Below are 16,539 nucleotides of genomic sequence, written 5' to 3' on the forward strand. Positions count from 1 at the left end.
AACCTCCCCGTATGCCTCGTTTCTCATCCGCGCGCCGGATCACTTCTCGGTCCGTGGCCCGACACGGACGCGGCGTCCGCGGACCGGTTCTGCCCGAGGACATCCCGGCGCGGCGCTCACGGGCGGAGAAGTTCGACCGGCTGGTGCTCGAGGCGTTCGCGCGGATCGATCATCGGTGGCACGAGAAGCTCTCGAAGCTCGACATCGCCGTGGACGAGGTACCCAAGATCAGGGCGTTGGATCCGGAATCGGTGACGTGGCCACCCGAGGTGGTGGCGGAGGGTCCGGTACCGCTCTCACGCCTGGTACCCGCCGGGATCGACAAGCGCGGGGAGACGACACGCGCCAGAGTGGTGCTGTTTCGGCGGCCGTTGGAACGACGCGCCAAGCATCCGGAGGATTTGGAGGATCTGTTGTTCGAGGTTCTGGTCGAGCAGGTGGCCACGTATCTCGGCATCGACCCGGACGAGGTCGACCCAGCCGGGGAGTGATCGACCCGTCGGGAGACCGACCCGAACTGCTCAGCCGATTCCGCGCTTGAGCCTGCGACGCTCCCGCTCGGACAGCCCGCCCCAGATGCCGAATCGCTCGTCGTTGGCGAGCGCGTATTCGAGGCACTCGTCCTTGACCTCGCAGCCGAGGCAGATGCGCTTCGCCTCGCGGGTGGATCCGCCCTTCTCCGGGAAGAAGGCCTCGGGGTCGGTCTGCGCACACAGGGCGCGTTCCTGCCACTGGTCCTCGATTTCCTCGAACATCTCGTCGAAACCCGCGACGAGACTGAGGAACGGCTTGGCCGGTGGAACCGACTCGGCGACGAACGGCATCGAGTCGACGTCGGAATCCGAATCGAGTTCAGCGTCGGCGTCGATGACGTCGACTTCGTCGGTCTCGTCCGTCGGGACGACGTACGCAGAACCCGCATCGATCGAGACGCTGGAATCTGCGCCGATGCCGGACTCGGTTTGCGGCGCGTCGTCGACAGCGCTGAGATGTGCAGTGGGTCCGCCCCGCTGATCACGTGTCACGTGCTGGTCATACATCGCTTCCGCCTCCTCACCTGTGGTAGCGCAGATACTTTCGGTCCTCGTGTTCTCGAATACCTTGCCCCGCGCGGTCATTCGATCGAGCTGGTCCAACGTGCCGGATCCGACTCTCGACCTCTACTCGACGTCCAGTCAGGGACGAACAGGAAGGGAACGAGTGTTCGAAACCAGGTTCGCCGCAATCGAACTCGTGCTGCGAACACTGAATGACATACCTGTGATTAGACACGTCCAGGTGTGTCGCGGTCAAGCCGATCGAGCAAATCCAATACCATCACATGCCCGAAATCGGCGCTCTCCCCGAATCGAAGCCCGTCCCGTGCGTGTCGCATCGGTTCTGGCACGCGCAAACCGTCCACACGGACGTTGCGGCACGGGGTGGGCGCTCACCCCGTGCCAGCGCAACCCCATTAGGCTCGCGTGTTGTGAAAGTTACTGTTCTGGTCGGCGGTGTCGGTGGCGCTCGGTTTCTGCAGGGCCTGAAAACGTTGTTCGGCGACGAGCCCGAGCACGAGATCACCGCCGTGGTCAACGTCGGCGACGACGTGTGGATGCACGGACTGCGCATCTGCCCGGATCTCGACACCTGCATGTACACCCTCGGCGGCGGAATCGACACCGATCGAGGCTGGGGTCGGATCGCGGAGACCTGGAACGCTCGGGACGAGTTGGCAGCCTACGGTGCCGATCCCGACTGGTTCGGACTCGGCGACCGCGACATCGCCACGCACCTGATCCGCAGTCGTATGTTGCGCACCGGCTTTCCGCTGTCCGCCGTCACCGAAGCTCTGTGCAACCGTTGGCAACCGGGAGTCCGGCTGCTGCCCGTCACCGACGATCGCTCCGAGACCCATGTCGTCGTCACCGATCCCGACGACCCGAGCGGCGAGCAGCAGCGCGCAATTCACTTCCAGGAGTGGTGGGTTCGGTATCGCGCACAGATCCCGACCCACAGCTTCGCCAACATCGGAGCCGAACAGGCAACTCCGGCACCGGGAGTCGTCGAGGCGATCACCGAGGCCGATGCCGTCGTCCTCGCGCCGTCCAACCCGGTGGTCAGTGTCGGTGCGATCCTCGCAGTGCCGGGTATCCGCGGTGCGCTTCGCACGACGGATGCCAAAGTCGTCGGCCTGTCCCCCGTCGTCGACGGTAAGCCGTTGCGCGGCATGGCCGACGAGTGCCTGTCCGTCATCGGAGTCGAGACCACGGCGCAGGCGGTGGGCCGTCATTACGGAAGCCGGAGCGGTACCGGCATTCTCGACGCATGGCTGGTGCACACCACCGATACGGCGGTCGTCGACGGAGTGGACGTGCAGTCGGTTCCGTTGCTGATGACCGACCCCGAGACCACTGCGGTGATGGCACGCACTGCACTGCGCGCAGCCGGACTCGACCTGTGACCGACTCCCACACCACACACACCGCACCGAGTGATCACGCGCCCGGCGGGGCCATCGAAATTTTTCCGGTGACCGGGCTCCCCGAGTTCCGGCCGGGCGACGATCTCGCTGCGACCGTCGCGGACCGTGCGCCGTGGTTGCGTGACGGCGACATCCTCATCGTCACCAGCAAGATTCTCTCCAAGGTCGAGGGCCGTCTCGTACAGGCACCTCGCGATGCAGACGAGCGAGATGCCGCCCGCAGAGTCCTGGTGGAACAGGAAGCCGTACGCATCGTCGCCCGCAAAGGCCGCACCCTCATCACCGAGAATCGACTCGGCATCGTGCAGGCCGCGTCGGGAATCGACGGCTCCAACGTCGACGGCGGCGAACTGGCGCTGCTGCCCGAGAACCCCGACGCCAGTGCCGCAGCACTCCGCACTGCCCTCGGGTCGCTACTGGGGGTGACGGTCGCCGTGGTCGTCACCGACACCATGGGGCGGGCGTGGCGGATCGGCCAGACCGACGCCGCCATCGGAGCGGCGGGCCTCGGCGTCGTACATGCATACGCCGGAGCCGAGGACGGCCAAGGGAACGAGCTCGTCGTCACCGAGGTCGCGATCGCCGACGAACTCGCTGCCGCAGGCGATCTGGTGAAAGGCAAGCTGGGTGGGGTTCCGATCGCCGTGGTGCGCGGACTGACTCCGGTCGACGACGGTTCCACTGCCGCAGCCCTCCTGCGCGGTGGTGAGGACGATCTGTTCTGGCTCGGCACCGCCGAGGCACTCGATCGTGGTCGACGCGAAGCCCTCCTGCTCCGACGGTCGGTGCGCTCGTTCACCGACGAACCCGTCGATCCCGACTCCGTTCGTGCTGCCGTGTCCGATGCCCTCACCGCCCCTGCTCCGCACCACACCCGTCCGGTCCGCTTCGTCTGGGTCAGGACACCCGCGCTGCGCCGCCGGCTGCTCGAGGCGATGCGAGAGCAATGGCGAGCCGACCTGACCGCAGACGGCCTGAGCGAGGAGCGAACAGCAGCACGACTGAGCCGCGGCGACATTCTGTTCGACGCTCCGGAGATCGTGATCCCGTTCTGTGTGCCCGACGGCGCACACTCCTACCCCGACGAGCGGCGACGGGCGGCGGAGGACACGATGTTCACCGTCGCCGTCGGCGCGGCCGTACAGGGTCTGCTCGTCGCTCTCGCGGTTCGTGACCTGGGCAGCTGTTGGATCGGCTCGACGATCTTCGCGGCCGACACCGTGCGCGCCGAACTCGGCCTGCGAGCGGATTGGAAAGCCATGGGGGCCATCGCGATCGGGCACTCCGCCGAGCCGCTGACCGTGCGGGAGCCAGTGGTGCCCGGCTCCTCGCTGCTGGAGGTCTGAAGCGTGTCGGCGGCGACGCCGCGTCGTTCGACCCTGTGGAACTCGGTCGGCACGGCCCTGCACGGATGGGCGCCCTCCGACTCGGGAGACGAATCGCTACGGCACACCATGCTGGCGTTTCTCGACAGCAATCCCGACGCCTGCCTGCGCGCCAACCGGGCCGGACACTTCACCGCGTCCTCGTTGGTGCTCGACGCATCGGGAGCCCATGTGCTGCTGACGCTTCATCCGAAGGTCGGTCGGTGGATTCAACTCGGTGGCCACTGCGAACCGACCGACGAGACCGTGGTCGACGCCGCGCTGCGGGAGGCCACCGAGGAATCCGGGATCGCCGATCTGACCATCGATCCGATACTGCTCTCGGCGCACACCCACCCGATCACGTGCTCGCTCGGCGCACCGACGCGGCACCTCGACCTCAGATTCCTGGTCCGGGCCCCGGACGGCGCGCGAGCGGTCCGCAGCGAGGAATCGACGGATCTGCGCTGGTGGCCGGTCGATGCATTGCCCGACGACGCCGAGCGAGAGACGATCGACCACCTCGTCGCACTCGCTGCCCGCCGCCGCTGACGGCGAGCACGCCTCAGACGTCGGTGGAGAAGCGGACTCCACCGTCGGGCAACTTGACCCCGGGCCACACGCGCGCGCCACGGAGCAACTCGCAGCGAGCACCGATGTCGGCACCGTCTCCGATGACCGCGTCGCGCACCAGTGCGCGAGGTCCGATACGGGCCCCGAAGCCGAGGATGGATCTCTCGACGACGGCCCCTGCTTCGACGATCGCACCGTCGAACACGACGGCCCCGTCGAGGCGGGCACCCGCCCCGATCTCGGCACCGCGTCCGACGACGGTTCCACCGATCAGCAAGGCACCCGGGGCCACGCCTGCACCCGGATGAACCAGTGATTCGCCGCGATCACCATGCAGTGCAGGCGACGGCGCGATGCCGCGAACCAGATCGGCCGAGCCCTTGACGAAATCCTCCGGTGTTCCCATGTCGCGCCAGTAGGCACTGTCGACGTGCCCGTAGACCTTCTTGTCCTCGGCCAGCAAGGCGGGGAACACCTCTCGCTCCACCGACACCGGGCGATCGGACGGAATGGACTCGATGATCTCGCGCTTGAAGACGTAGCAGCCCGCGTTGATCTGATCGGTCGGCGGATCCTGAGTCTTTTCGAGAAACGCTGTCACCCGGCCTGATTCGTCCGTCGGTACGCAACCGAATGCGCGCGGGTCACCGACGCGAACCAGATGCAACGTGACGTCCGCATCGGTGGTTCGGTGCGTATCGAGCACCGCTGTCAGATCGGTGCCGCCCAGGACGTCGCCGTTGAAGACCATGACGTTCTCGGCGCGCAGACGTGGCAGTACGTTCCTGATACCTCCACCGGTGCCCATCGGCTCGGTCTCGAAGACGTACTCGAGTTCGATGCCGAGCGACGATCCGTCCCCGAAATGCTGCTCGAACACTTCGGCTTTGAACGATGTACCGAGAACCACGTGCTCGATGCCTGCGGCCTTGATGCGCGCCAGCAGGTGCGTGAGGAACGGCAACCCAGCGGTGGGGAGCATCGGCTTGGGTGCCGAGAGCGTCAGCGGCCGGAGCCGAGTTCCCTTGCCGCCCACCAAGATGACTGCGTCGGTACGTGCGGCACCCGATGTGGAACTATCCGACATGTCCAGCCTCTGTTCTCTCGTCCGATACTCGTCCGTCAACTGCCCGCGCCCGAAGCGCTCCGGCCACAACGATCTTCGAGCGAAGACCGAGACCTGCGCGCAGGGCCCATCGTAAGGGAGCCTGCCACGTCCGGTCGTGCCGATCGGCCTGGAAGCGGTACGCGCTGGTGTGATGTGCCGGCAACATCACTTCCGGATGCCGTCCTGCCGCATGACCTTTCGAGTGGGTCACCTCGACATCGGGAACGTAGACGTTGTGCCAGCCCGCTCTTCCGAGCCGGTCGCCGAGATCCACGTCCTCCATGTACATGAAGTAGCGCGAGTCGAATCCACCGATCGAGTCGAATGCCGAACGCCGCAACAACAAGCACGATCCCGACAGCCACCCCACCGGCCGCTCGCTGACCGTCTCGTTCTCCTGGCGATACCGCCGAGTCCACGGGTTCGTCGGCCACAGCTTGCCCAACACCGCATGGCCTGCACCGGACGTGAGATCGGGCACCGACCGTGCCGACGGGTAACGCGAGCCGTCGGGCTCACGAATGAGCGGTCCGAGGGCACCCGCCCGTGGCCAACGCGCCGCAGCGTCGAGCAGGCCGTCGAGGGATCCGGGATGCCACCGCACGTCGGGGTTGGCCACGACGACGAACTCGACGTCGGGGTCGATCTCGGCCACCGCGCGGTTGACCGCTGCGCCGTAACCGATGTTCGCTCCGGTTCGCAGCAGTTCCGCCTCCTCGAACGCGGCCTCGGCTGCCTCGGGCGTGCCGTCGACCGAGCCGTTGTCCGCCATGATCACCCGAAGGGGACGCGTCGTCGCCTCACGCAGAGACGTCAGGAACTGGTCAAGGTATTCGCCGGGTGAATAGGTCACCGTCACCACGGCCAGCTCGGAACTCACGCGGGCAAGACTAGCCCGATCTCGCGTCCGACCCTCATGTCGACTGCGTCAAGGCGGCCGCCAACGCGTCCGACCACGGCCGCGCCGGGGTCAGACCGGCATCGACCCATGCAGTCTGTGACAGCACCGAGTACGCGGGCCGAGGTGCCGGAACGACGTACTCGGCGCTCGAGCACGGCTGCACTCGCTCGGGATCGGCACCGATGCCCGCGAACACCGCGCGTGCGAGGTCGAACCAGCTGGCCTGCCCCGCATTGGTGTAGTGCAGCGTTCGACCGCGCACAGCAGGATCGGCTTCGAGCTCGAGCAGGCCCGACGCCAGATCGTGAGCGAACGTGGGCGACCCGATCTGGTCGTCGACCACCGAGATCGTCTCGCGCTCACCTTCGAGTCGACGCATCGTGGTCACGAAATTCTTGCCGGTGTTGTCGTACACCCAGGCGGTCCGCACGATCACGGCCTCGGGCAGTTCCTCGTGCACCGCGAGCTCGCCTGCGAGCTTGGTGCGTCCGTACGCCGACTGCGGTGCGGTCTTCGCATCGACCTCGTACGGTTCTGTTGCTGTGCCGTCGAACACATAATCGGTGGAGACGTGGATCAACCGAGCCCCGACACGCCCGCAGGCGCGCGCGAGATTTCGAGGGCCGTCCGCGTTGACCGCCGATGCCCGTGCCTCGTCGGTCTCGGCGGCATCGACCGCGGTGTACGCGGCACAGTTGATCACCGTTGCCCCCGCTGTCACCGCCGCAGCCACGGCGTCGGGGTCGGTGATGTCCAGGTCGGCGGAGGAATATCCGAACACCTCGACACCGTCACCTCGTTCGGCGGCCAGAGACATCACTCGGCGGCCCAACTGGCCGTGTGCACCGGTCACCACGATCGCATTCACGGTTGCCAAGTGTGGCACGCCGCGTTCGCTTCGGCGAGGCAGCGACCGGTGCCAAGTAACCTTCGAACGGCGGGGGGAACAACGAAGTAGGCGGGTGTCTCAGACCGGCCGGAAACGAGAGAGGGTCGTCACGGTGCCACGAGATCCAGGCACGCCCGGAGGTGAGCGCACTTCCCCGCCGAGGCGGAGCGCTCCCCGGCGACCCGACGGCCCCCGAGCGCGCACCGCGGGCCGCCCCACCGATCGCGGGGACGCTGCTCACCGATACGGCGACGACGAACTCCGCGGAGAAGGCAGACGGAGAACTCGCAGCGAACGTGCGGACAGATCGCGCCGGCCGGAACGACGCAGCGCTCGCGGTGGCGTCGAGCAACCCGAATCCGACGGCAGGTCGCCTCGCGTCGGCGGTACCCGCTGGCCCGCGACGCACGTCGCGGTCGCGGTGCTCTCGATCCTGGTTCTGCTGGTGACCGGTTTCGCTTGGCGCAGTGTCGACAGCCTGCGCTCGAACATCGCCACCGCGGGTGGTCTCGGTCTCGGCGGAGCCGCCGACGGTGCCGTCGACATTCTCATGGTCGGCACCGACAGTCGTACCGACGCCCACGGCAACGCGTTGTCCCCCGCCGAACTCGCGTCTCTGAACGCAGGCGAAGAGGTGGCGTCCAACACCGACACGATCGTGCTGATCCGCGTCCCGAACGACGGTTCGTCGGCCACTGCGATCTCCATCCCGCGAGACTCGTACGTCGAGGTTCCCGGTATCGGGATGTCGAAGATCAATGCTGCGTACGGCGCGACGAAGGAGAACAAGCGGCTCGAATTGGTGGAGCAGGGTGTCACCGACGCCGATGCCGAATCACAGGCCACCGAGGCCGGGCGCGAGGCCCTCATCGACTCCGTCGCCAACCTCACCGGCATCACCGTCGATCACTATGCCGAGGTGGGTCTGCTCGGCTTCGTGCTGCTGACAGATGCCGTCGGCGGCGTCGAGGTGTGTCTGAACAACCCTGTGCAGGAACCACTGTCGGGTGCGAACTTCCCGGCGGGCGAGCAGAATCTTTCCGGTTCGCAGGCTCTCAGTTTCGTCCGACAGCGGCACGATCTTCCCCGCGGAGACCTGGACCGCATCGTGCGCCAGCAGGTGTTCATGGCCTCGCTGGTGCGAAGTGTGCTCAGCGCCAAGACACTGAGCAACCCCGCGAAACTGGGCCAACTCAGCACCGCGGTTCAGCGATCGGTGACGCTCGATTCCGACTGGGACATTCTGCAGTTCGCCACCCGCCTGCAGGATCTCGCAGGCGGCAAGGTCAAGTTCGAGACGATCCCGGCAGTCGACATCAATGCGTCGACCGACTATGGCGAATCGATCGTGCAGGTCGATCCGGCCGCGGTGAAGAAGTACGTCGAAGGACTGCTCGGCGACGACAATTCGGCGGAGGTTAACGCCGAGGAATCGGACGCACCGGTTGTCGATCCGTCGACGGTGACGGTCGACGTCGCGAACGACAGCGGGATCGACGGACTCGCCAACGGTGTCGCCGGCTCGCTGACTGCACTGGGATACGTCGACGGCACCATCGGAAACTACGAGGGCACGTCGATTTCCGCGAGCCGTATCCAGGCTGCCGATGTGGACAGCGATGCCGCGCGTGCCGTGTCGGCTGCCCTGGGCGATCTGCAGATCACCGCCGACGACTCGCTGCCTGCGGACACCGTGCGCGTGGTTCTCGCGAACGACTACGCGGGGCCGGGCTCGGGGCAGGCCGCGACTGCGGAAACCATTGCTCCCGAATCGGGTACGGCGGTTCCCGAGGCACCGGCGGCTCCGATCGACGCCGGTTCCACCGGTCCGATGTGCGTCAACTGATCGGTGCCGCTCGCCGAGCGTGTGAATCGGTGGCGTCGAGCGTCATCTAGGGTGCTGGGGTGGCTTCGAATCTGACTCAGACCCTGCTCGACCCGATTCTCGCCGCCGATCCGGCCGGTCCGCGCGTGACGTTCTACGACGATGCGTCCGGTGAGCGGGTCGAGGTGTCGGCGGTGACCCTCGCGAACTGGGCCGCCAAGACCGCCAACCTGCTGCGCGACGAGTTCGCCTTCGAGGTGGGTGGCAGGGTGAGTGTGCTGTTGCCCGCGCACTGGCAGACGGCTGCGGCGCTGCTGGGAGTCTGGTGGGCAGGCGGCGAGGTGGTCATCGGGGCCGACGACTCCGCGGACGTGGCGATGGTGTCGGGCGATCGGCTCGACGAGTCTCCCGAGGCGGACGAGGTGTTGGCGTTCTCGCTCGACGCGTTCGGCAAGGCGGTTCCCGATCTGCCGATCGGCATGACCGATTACGCGACGTCGGTGCGGGTTCACGGCGATCAGTTCAGGGTCGCGGGTTCCGCGAGCGCAGGCGCGGCACTGGACGGGCGTTCGGTGGACGAGGTGCTCGCTGCCGCTCGTGAGCGAGCCGACGCACGGTCGTGGACGGCCTCGGACCGGATCGCCTCCAGCGCGTCCTGGAACACGGCCGACGAGCTGATCGACGGTCTGCTCTCGGTTCTCGTCGTCGGCGCGTCACTGGTTCAGGTGGCCAATCCGGACGAGACGAAGTCCCAGCGGCGGGCCGAGACCGAAAAGGTCACCGCCACCGCTGCTCAGCCGGGCTGACGGTAGCCACCGTCGGCGAGTCCGGCCTCGATCTCGTACTTGTTCGTCGGGCCCGGATGCCGCGCTTCCTCGGCGAGGTAGCGGAACGGGAAGGTGAGCCCGAAGTTCGCCCATTGGTCTGCGTGTACGGCCTCGTGCCGCAGAACCCGACGGGCGGTGTTGCCCTTCGTCAGATAGGCACCGCCGAATGTCGTTCCGCCGCGGCCGAATCCGCCGCGCAGCCCGGTGCACACGAACAGGGAGAATTCGTCGTCGAAGCGCGCGGTACCGCGCCAGAGCCGGGCATAGAGCAAGGCCAGCCGTGTCACGAGCATGGACTGCCGGCTACCGCGACCTGCGCGCTCGATCTGCTCGCTGCGTGACACGGCTGCGCTCACCCGAGCAGAGTGGTGCGCAGCGCTTTGTCCTTCTCCAGCACCATGGCCTCGAGCGAGGCCTGGAACGCAGCCATCCGTTCTTGCAGAGCCGGATCGGATGCACCGAGAATTCGGACCGCGAGCAGCCCTGCGTTGCGTGCACCACCGATGGAGACGGTGGCCACGGGAACACCGGCGGGCATCTGGACGATCGAGAGCAGCGAGTCCATACCGTCGAGGTACTTCAGGGGCACCGGAACGCCGATGACCGGCAGCGGCGTCGCCGACGCGACCATGCCGGGCAGGTGGGCCGCTCCCCCGGCACCGGCGATGATCACCCGGATCCCGCGGCCTGCGGCCTCGCGCGCGTAGTCGAGCATGCGCTGCGGGGTGCGGTGCGCCGACACGACGCCCACCTCGAAGCGAATCCCGAACTCCGCCAGTGCTTCTGCTGCTGCTTCCATGGTGGGCCAGTCGGAATCGCTGCCCATGATCAGGCCTACGGCAGGAGTGTTGTCAGTCATCGTGCGGGTCCCATCCGTCGGTCCATTCGGCGTGCGACATCCAGTGCGCTGCGCGTTCGGCTCGGTCGCGCACCGCGGCCACGTAGGCGGGGTCGGTGAGCGAACCCGATTGCGCGCCCAGGATGTTCACGTGGCCGATCTTGCGATCCTTGCGCTCGCCCTTGCCGTACAGGTGCACCTTCGCATCGGGCATGCGGGCGAACAGGTGATGCAGCCGCTCGTCCATCGTCATCTCGGGGGCCTCGGGCGCGCCCAGAATGTTGGCCATCACCGTCACCGGAGCGAGTGGATCGGTGTCGCCGAGCGGGTAGTCGAGTACCGCGCGGAGGTGCTGCTCGAACTGCGAGGTGCGACACCCGTCCATGGTCCAGTGCCCGGAGTTGTGGGGGCGCATGGCGAGTTCGTTGACCAGGAGCTTGCCCGAGGTGGTCTCGAACAGTTCGACAGCGAGGTCTCCGACGACGCCGAGCGCACCGGCGATGTCGAGCGCGAGCCTGCCTGCGAACGTGGCCACGTCCTCGTCGAGGTCGGGAGCAGGTGCCAGCACGACGGCGCACTGGCCGTTGCGTTGCACGGTCTGCACGACGGGCCACGCGGCACCCTGGCCGAACGGCGACCGCGCGACCATCGCCGACAGCTCGCGGCGCATGGCGACCTTCTCCTCGACCATGAGCGGTACACCCAGGTCGAGTTGGGCCGTGACGATCGCCTCGGCTTCCTCGGCGTCGGTCGGCATCCAGACGCCGCGCCCGTCGTAGCCGCCGCGAACGGCCTTGAGCACCACCGGCCACCCGTGCTCGTCTCCGAACGCAATCGCGTCCTGCGCCCACGAGACCTCGGCGTAGGCGGGACCGGGCGCGCCGAGTTCGGCGAGCTTGCGGCGCATACGAAGTTTGTCCTGGGCGAAGATCAACGCACTCGGTGGCGGTTGCACGTTGACGCCTTCCGCCACGAGAGTCTCGAGGTGCTCGGTGGGCACCTGCTCGTGGTCGAAGGTGAGAGCGTTGGAACCGGTCGCGGCCGTGCGGAGCGCATCGAGGTCGTCGTGCTGCCCGAAGACGACGTCGGGGCTGACCTGAGCTGCCGGCTCGTCGGCACCCGCGGCGAGGACGCGAAGAGTCTGTCCGAGTTCGATGGCGGACTGGTGAGTCATTCGGGCGAGTTGCCCGCCGCCGATCATCGTCACCACGGGCATTCCGGTCGACGACGGGCGCGCAGCGGTGGGGCGCGGTTCGGTACCTGTCACGGCTCACCATGGTGTCATGTCGCGCGCATTCGGTCCGAACCGGCGTCCGGCCCGCCGGGCCACTTGCTGGGCGAGGACCTGTGGAAACCCTGATGATCGGAGCCTCGGTTCGGCGAATCCGGGGTGGGTTTCGTAGACTTCACCGTTGTGCCGACGATCGCAAGCGTGCTCCAACGCTTACCCACGCCCATTCGGGACCTCGCGATCCGGCACAGTGAGCTGATCAAGTTCGCCATCGTCGGTGGCACGACGATGGTGTTCGACCTCGTCATCTTCTACTCGCTGAGCCTGACGGTGCTCGAGCAGAAGCCGGTGATCGCCAAGATCATCTCGGGTGTTCTCGCCACCCTGCTCAGCTACTTCCTCAACCGCGAGTGGGCATTCAAGCATCGCGGCGGACGCGAGCGGCACCACGAGGCACTGCTCTTCTTCGCGATCAGCGGCATCGGCGTGCTCATCGCAGCCGGTCCCCTGTGGATCGCGAACAACGTCTTCGACATTCGCGACACCAGTGAGTCGCTGACCACGGTGGTCATCATCGACTTCGTCCTCAACTACATCATCGGCAACCTGCTGCAGATGGCATTCCGGTTCTGGGCACTGCGCCGCTTCGCCTTCCCCGAGGACAACGCGCGCACCATCTTGGAAGTGGACGCCGAACGCAACGAGGACCCGACCGACGCCGCGGACGCACTCGACCTTCCCTGAGACGATCAGCGCGGCTCGCGCCGAGGCACGGCAGCCGACGGTTCACGCCACGCAGGCAGGAAGACCGAGAAGAGCGCCGGACGGCGGCGCTGCAGTTCCAGCCTGCCACCGTCCGCCTCGATCAGCGCCCGGGCCAGCGCGAGCCCGACACCGGTGGAACCGGCTCCCGAGAATCCACGGTCGAAGATGTGCGGAGCGAGTTCGTTGCTCACCCCCGGTCCCTCGTCCGAGACCTCGACACAGACCAGTCGTTCACGGCGTCCCTCGGTGCTCTCGACCGCCGAGACGGCCCGAACCGCCACCGTGCACGCGCCTTCTCCGTGCACCAGAGAATTGTCCACCAGAACCGAGACCGCTTCGCGCAACCGCGAGCCGGTCACCGAGGCCTTCAGGTCCGCATCACCCTTGAGCACCAGGGTCCGCCCCACGTCCTCGAAGTTTCGCTGCCACTCGACGACGGTGCCGATCAGTTCCTCGACGACCGAGACCTCGTGCGCGTCGGCAGCGCCGTCACTTCGAGAGGATCGAACGAGCTCGTCGATGGCGAGGGTCAGTCGGTCCACCTGATCCATCGCCTCATTGGCCTCGTCGACCACTGCCGGATCCGGGTGCGTGGAGATCTCGTCCAGACGTAGACGGACGGCGGTCAGACGGCTGCGAAGCTGATGCGAGACATCGGCGACCAACGTGTGTTCACGTTGCAGCCGCCCGGCGATCTCGACGGTCGCCGAATCGAGAACCTCCGAGACCCGATCGAGTTCTGCGATGCCGTGCCGTCGTGGGTCCGGCCGAAAGTCGCCCTCGGCCAGGCGGGCGGCGCGCCGCGCCACATCCTGCAACGGGTCGGCCAGCCGCTTGGCCGTCGCTACGGCCACGACGGTGCCTGCCATCGCCGATGCGAGAACGACGAGAGTCACCGCTCCGAGCGCCTGGCGCTGAAGGGAACGCATGTCGTCGGACGGAACTTCGAGGCGAAGCGAACCCGAGGTACCCATCGACAGCGATTCGACGAGCGGTCGAGGCACGGACGACTGCCCGATGTCCGCGCGCGATGCGGCATCCTCGGGGGTCGGGTAGATGACCACGAGCCGGCCACCCTGTGGGATCGCCAACCGGAGCGAGCCGATATCGAGCTGGCCCTCGATCAGCCCCGCCGACCCTTCCTGCGAAATGATCTCGGCCGCCATTCGATCCAGGCGTGCCTGCAGGTCGTTGCGGGTGAAATCCTCCACCCACAACCACGCGGTGTACATCAGGGGCAGACCGAGCAGCAACGCCGTCATGACGACGACAGCGAGAATCGAGACCAGAATCCGGCGCCGCATCGACCGCTAGTCGCTGTTGATACGGAAGCCGACGCCGCGCACCGTCGCGATACGACGCTCGGCCACGGGTCCTTCGTCGCCGATCTTGCGACGCAGCCAGGACATGTGCATGTCGAGGGTCTTCGATCCGCGCAGCTCCGCGTCGCCCCAGACCTCACGCAGGATCACCTCACGAGAGACGACTTGGCCCGCATGGTCGAGCAAGACCTTGAGCAGCTCGTACTCCTTGTTGGCCAGAGATATCTCGGTGCCGCTGACCAGGACGCGTCGAGCAGCGGGTTCGAGACGAATGGCACCGACCTCGATCGGGGAATCCTCCCCGGCACCACGGCGGCGGAGCAACGCACGTACGCGGGCCATGAGCTCGGCGAGCCGGAAGGGCTTGCCGACGTAGTCGTCGGCCCCGGCGTCGAGACCGACCACGAAGTCGACCTCGTCGGTTCGCGCGGTGAGCATGAGTACGGCGACCTCGGATCGGTTGGCACGCACCTGCCGACACACTTCGAGGCCGTCCATCCCCGGCAGGCCGAGGTCGAGTATCAACAGGTCGAACTTTCCGTCCAGCGCGCGCTGGAGGGTTGCGGGGCCGGTCTGTTCGACGGTCACCGTGTAGCCCTCGCGTCCGAGAGCTCGGGACAGGGGCGCAGCGATGGCTTCGTCGTCTTCGGCAAGCAGCACGTCGGTCACATCGGTCACCATACGGTTCGAAGGTGAGAACAGCCTGTGTTACCTGCGTTTCCCGGCTCGCCAACCTGGTTTGGACTCGACAGCCGAATCCTCGGGAATCGGCTCGAACGCTCCCTGCAGGCCGTGCACGGATTCCCGGCGGTACTCCATCGAGTCGAATACCTGCTGGTAGAGCAGGGAATGCACGCGTTGTACGTGCGGAATGTCGTCGAATTCGAGCGGATCGTCCGATGCCGAGGCGATGATGAGCGTCCCGGTTCGCAACATCCGGTCGAGGAGTCCGTGGCGAAACTGCACGTTGCTGATTCGGCTCATCGGAATGTCGATGCCGGAGTGAGTGAGCACGCCCTGTCTGATCAACACTCGCCGGTCGGTGACGATGAAATGCGTGCACTTCCAGCTGATCAGCGGCACCAGGCACCGCCACACGACGATCGCCGCCCACAGCACCGCGGTGGCGATCATGGCGACGTTCGCGGCGGTCGATTCGAGCCGCGCACTCGCGACTCCGAGACCGACCCCTGCCAGGCCGGTGACCAGAACGAATGTCACCGACGGCAGGACGAGCATCTTCCAGTGGGGGTGATGATGAAGCAGGAGCTCTTCCTCGTCGGCCAACGCGTCCTGTGGGTAACCCACGTGCACTCCTGACTACTCGCTTCGACTTCCGTCGAGTCGATATGGTCTCACGAGAGGGGTCGGAGATGAGTGACATCACCGGCGGCCACGGCCAGCACCGACGGCGCGTCGGACCCTTGCTGCTCGACCTCGATCACGATCCGGCCGTGCTCGTCGACGTCGATTGCCGTTCCCACCTTCTCGTCGCCGCCGGGCAGATCGACTCGTACACGCTGCCCGATGGTGCCGCACCTCTCCCGGTACCGGTGGACGAGGGCGTCGGTGTTCCAGTTCGAGTCCCGCCACGAGTCCACCTCGGCGGCCATTCCCCGCAGGATCGCCCGAACCAACGTGTCGCGGTCGAGAACCGCAGCCCCTTCCAGCGCCAGTGACGTCGCCGTGGGCACCGGCAGCTCGTCGCTCGTCATCGACACGTTCACTCCGAGCCCGATGACGACGGTGGGCGAGGGCCCGTGCGCGGCGACCTCGGCCAGGATGCCCGAGACCTTCTTGCCACCGATGAGGACGTCGTTGGGCCATTTCAGTCGAGCATCGACTTCACCGACGGTGCGCAACGCGTCGACCAGTGCGATTCCGGTCATGAGCGATACCCACCCGAGCACGGCCGGATCGATTCCGGGGAACTTCAGCAGCATCGACACCAGAATCTGCGACCGGGGCACCCCGGAGAACGGTCGCGCGTGCCTGCCGCGTCCGCTGTCCTGATGTTCGGCGATCAGTGCCGTCCGGTCCGCGTAATTCGCTGCGCCCGCGATCAGGTCCGCGTTGGTCGAACCGGTTTCCGCTACCACGTCCACCCGAGACCAGGAGGCCTGCGGGCCGTCCACCAGTGCCCGGCGAAGCGCGCGAACGTCCAGTGGTGGGCGATCGAGGTTTGTCCACATACGCACCAGCATATGGGCTCGGCGACAGGCCCAGGGCCTGCCGCGAACCACCCTCGGTCGGGGCGCAGATCACACTCGCAGTTAAAGTAGTGCCCCATGACCAGCGTCCAGGATTCCACTGCACACGGGTCGGCCGAAGCCCCCGATATCCATACCACTGCGGGTAAATTGGCCGATCTTCGTAAACGTCTCGCGGTTGCGGAGATTCCGTCCGGTGAGGCAGCGGTGGACAAGGTCCAC

General features: G+C 66.7%; 18 protein-coding genes. 7 read left to right on the forward strand and 11 right to left on the reverse strand.

The window, feature by feature from the left end; genetic code table 11:
* Window positions 1-11: 11 nt before the first annotated feature.
* Complete coding sequence (locus tag CH306_RS24875; protein WP_037189920.1) at window positions 12-491, forward strand: metallopeptidase family protein; 480 nt, start codon at window positions 12-14, stop codon at window positions 489-491.
* Between the two features lie 30 nt (window positions 492-521).
* On the opposite strand, the gene CH306_RS24880 is transcribed toward CH306_RS24875, so the two are convergent.
* On the reverse strand, window positions 522-755 hold the full coding sequence (locus tag CH306_RS24880; RefSeq protein ID WP_027496498.1) for a WhiB family transcriptional regulator: 234 nt from the start codon (window positions 753-755) through the stop codon (window positions 522-524).
* A 713-nt stretch (window positions 756-1,468) separates the two neighbouring features.
* Here CH306_RS24880 and cofD point away from each other — a divergent pair.
* From cofD to CH306_RS24895, 3 genes are all read left to right on the forward strand, one after another.
* Window positions 1,469-2,443: a 2-phospho-L-lactate transferase gene (gene cofD, locus CH306_RS24885; RefSeq protein WP_032397657.1), complete on the forward strand. Its 975-nt coding sequence runs from the start codon at window positions 1,469-1,471 to the stop codon at window positions 2,441-2,443.
* Window positions 2,440-3,810 carry a coenzyme F420-0:L-glutamate ligase gene (locus CH306_RS24890; RefSeq protein WP_094648152.1) on the forward strand — a complete coding sequence of 457 codons (1,371 nt, stop codon included), beginning with the start codon at window positions 2,440-2,442 and terminating at the stop codon, window positions 3,808-3,810. The genes cofD and CH306_RS24890 overlap by 4 nt, the downstream gene beginning before the upstream one ends.
* Window positions 3,811-3,918: 108 nt before the next feature.
* Complete coding sequence (locus CH306_RS24895; RefSeq protein ID WP_082074002.1) at window positions 3,919-4,380, forward strand: NUDIX hydrolase; 462 nt, start codon at window positions 3,919-3,921, stop codon at window positions 4,378-4,380.
* A gap of 13 nt (window positions 4,381-4,393) precedes the next feature.
* On the opposite strand, the gene CH306_RS24900 is transcribed toward CH306_RS24895, so the two are convergent.
* Genes CH306_RS24900 through rfbD form a run of 3 tightly spaced genes read right to left on the reverse strand, consistent with a single transcriptional unit; the run spans window position 4,394 to window position 7,278 of the window.
* Window positions 4,394-5,488, reverse strand: coding sequence for a sugar phosphate nucleotidyltransferase (locus tag CH306_RS24900; RefSeq protein WP_032397655.1), 1,095 nt, complete (start codon window positions 5,486-5,488; stop codon window positions 4,394-4,396).
* Window positions 5,478-6,389, reverse strand: coding sequence for a glycosyltransferase family 2 protein (locus tag CH306_RS24905; RefSeq protein ID WP_032397654.1), 912 nt, complete (start codon window positions 6,387-6,389; stop codon window positions 5,478-5,480). Before CH306_RS24905 ends, CH306_RS24900 begins: the two co-directional genes overlap by 11 nt.
* Window positions 6,390-6,423: 34 nt before the next feature.
* On the reverse strand, window positions 6,424-7,278 hold the full coding sequence (gene rfbD, locus CH306_RS24910) for a dTDP-4-dehydrorhamnose reductase (protein WP_094648153.1): 855 nt from the start codon (window positions 7,276-7,278) through the stop codon (window positions 6,424-6,426).
* 442 nt (window positions 7,279-7,720) lie between these two features.
* On the opposite strand from rfbD, the gene CH306_RS24915 reads away from it, so the two are divergent.
* Window positions 7,721-9,145 carry an LCP family protein gene (locus CH306_RS24915; protein WP_094648199.1) on the forward strand — a complete coding sequence of 475 codons (1,425 nt, stop codon included), beginning with the start codon at window positions 7,721-7,723 and terminating at the stop codon, window positions 9,143-9,145.
* Between the two features lie 59 nt (window positions 9,146-9,204).
* A complete protein-coding gene (locus CH306_RS24920; protein WP_032397652.1) occupies window positions 9,205-9,930 on the forward strand; it encodes a TIGR03089 family protein in 726 nt (241 codons plus the stop codon).
* On the opposite strand, the gene CH306_RS24925 is transcribed toward CH306_RS24920, so the two are convergent.
* The 3 genes from CH306_RS24925 to CH306_RS24935 are packed head-to-tail and all read right to left on the reverse strand — an operon-like array spanning window position 9,918 to window position 12,005.
* Window positions 9,918-10,307 (reverse strand): hypothetical protein, encoded by a 390-nt coding sequence (locus CH306_RS24925; protein ID WP_373453995.1) that lies wholly within the window; start codon window positions 10,305-10,307, stop codon window positions 9,918-9,920. The genes CH306_RS24920 and CH306_RS24925 overlap by 13 nt on opposite strands.
* A complete protein-coding gene (gene purE / locus CH306_RS24930) occupies window positions 10,304-10,810 on the reverse strand; it encodes a 5-(carboxyamino)imidazole ribonucleotide mutase (protein WP_094632527.1) in 507 nt (168 codons plus the stop codon). Before purE ends, CH306_RS24925 begins: the two co-directional genes overlap by 4 nt.
* Window positions 10,803-12,005: a 5-(carboxyamino)imidazole ribonucleotide synthase gene (locus tag CH306_RS24935; protein WP_373453997.1), complete on the reverse strand. Its 1,203-nt coding sequence runs from the start codon at window positions 12,003-12,005 to the stop codon at window positions 10,803-10,805. The genes purE and CH306_RS24935 overlap by 8 nt, the downstream gene beginning before the upstream one ends.
* A gap of 198 nt (window positions 12,006-12,203) precedes the next feature.
* Here CH306_RS24935 and CH306_RS24940 point away from each other — a divergent pair, with 198 nt between their 5' ends.
* The gene (locus tag CH306_RS24940) at window positions 12,204-12,764 is read left to right on the forward strand and encodes a GtrA family protein (protein ID WP_179272769.1); all 561 of its coding nucleotides are present in this window, start codon (window positions 12,204-12,206) and stop codon (window positions 12,762-12,764) included.
* 5 nt (window positions 12,765-12,769) lie between these two features.
* Here the strand turns inward: CH306_RS24940 and CH306_RS24945 are convergent, their stop codons facing one another.
* Genes CH306_RS24945 through CH306_RS24960 form a run of 4 tightly spaced genes read right to left on the reverse strand, consistent with a single transcriptional unit; the run spans window position 12,770 to window position 16,299 of the window.
* A complete protein-coding gene (locus CH306_RS24945) occupies window positions 12,770-14,089 on the reverse strand; it encodes a sensor histidine kinase (RefSeq protein ID WP_032397649.1) in 1,320 nt (439 codons plus the stop codon).
* Window positions 14,090-14,095: 6 nt separating this feature from the next.
* Window positions 14,096-14,776 carry a response regulator transcription factor gene (locus CH306_RS24950; protein WP_032398281.1) on the reverse strand — a complete coding sequence of 227 codons (681 nt, stop codon included), beginning with the start codon at window positions 14,774-14,776 and terminating at the stop codon, window positions 14,096-14,098.
* A 39-nt stretch (window positions 14,777-14,815) separates the two neighbouring features.
* Window positions 14,816-15,415: a PH domain-containing protein gene (locus CH306_RS24955; RefSeq protein ID WP_256981248.1), complete on the reverse strand. Its 600-nt coding sequence runs from the start codon at window positions 15,413-15,415 to the stop codon at window positions 14,816-14,818.
* A 47-nt stretch (window positions 15,416-15,462) separates the two neighbouring features.
* Window positions 15,463-16,299 (reverse strand): biotin--[acetyl-CoA-carboxylase] ligase, encoded by an 837-nt coding sequence (locus CH306_RS24960; RefSeq protein WP_045200001.1) that lies wholly within the window; start codon window positions 16,297-16,299, stop codon window positions 15,463-15,465.
* Between the last annotated feature and the right edge of the window lie 240 nt (window positions 16,300-16,539).

This window comes from Rhodococcus sp. 15-725-2-2b (genome assembly GCF_002259075.1).
GTDB lineage: Bacteria > Actinomycetota > Actinomycetes > Mycobacteriales > Mycobacteriaceae > Rhodococcoides.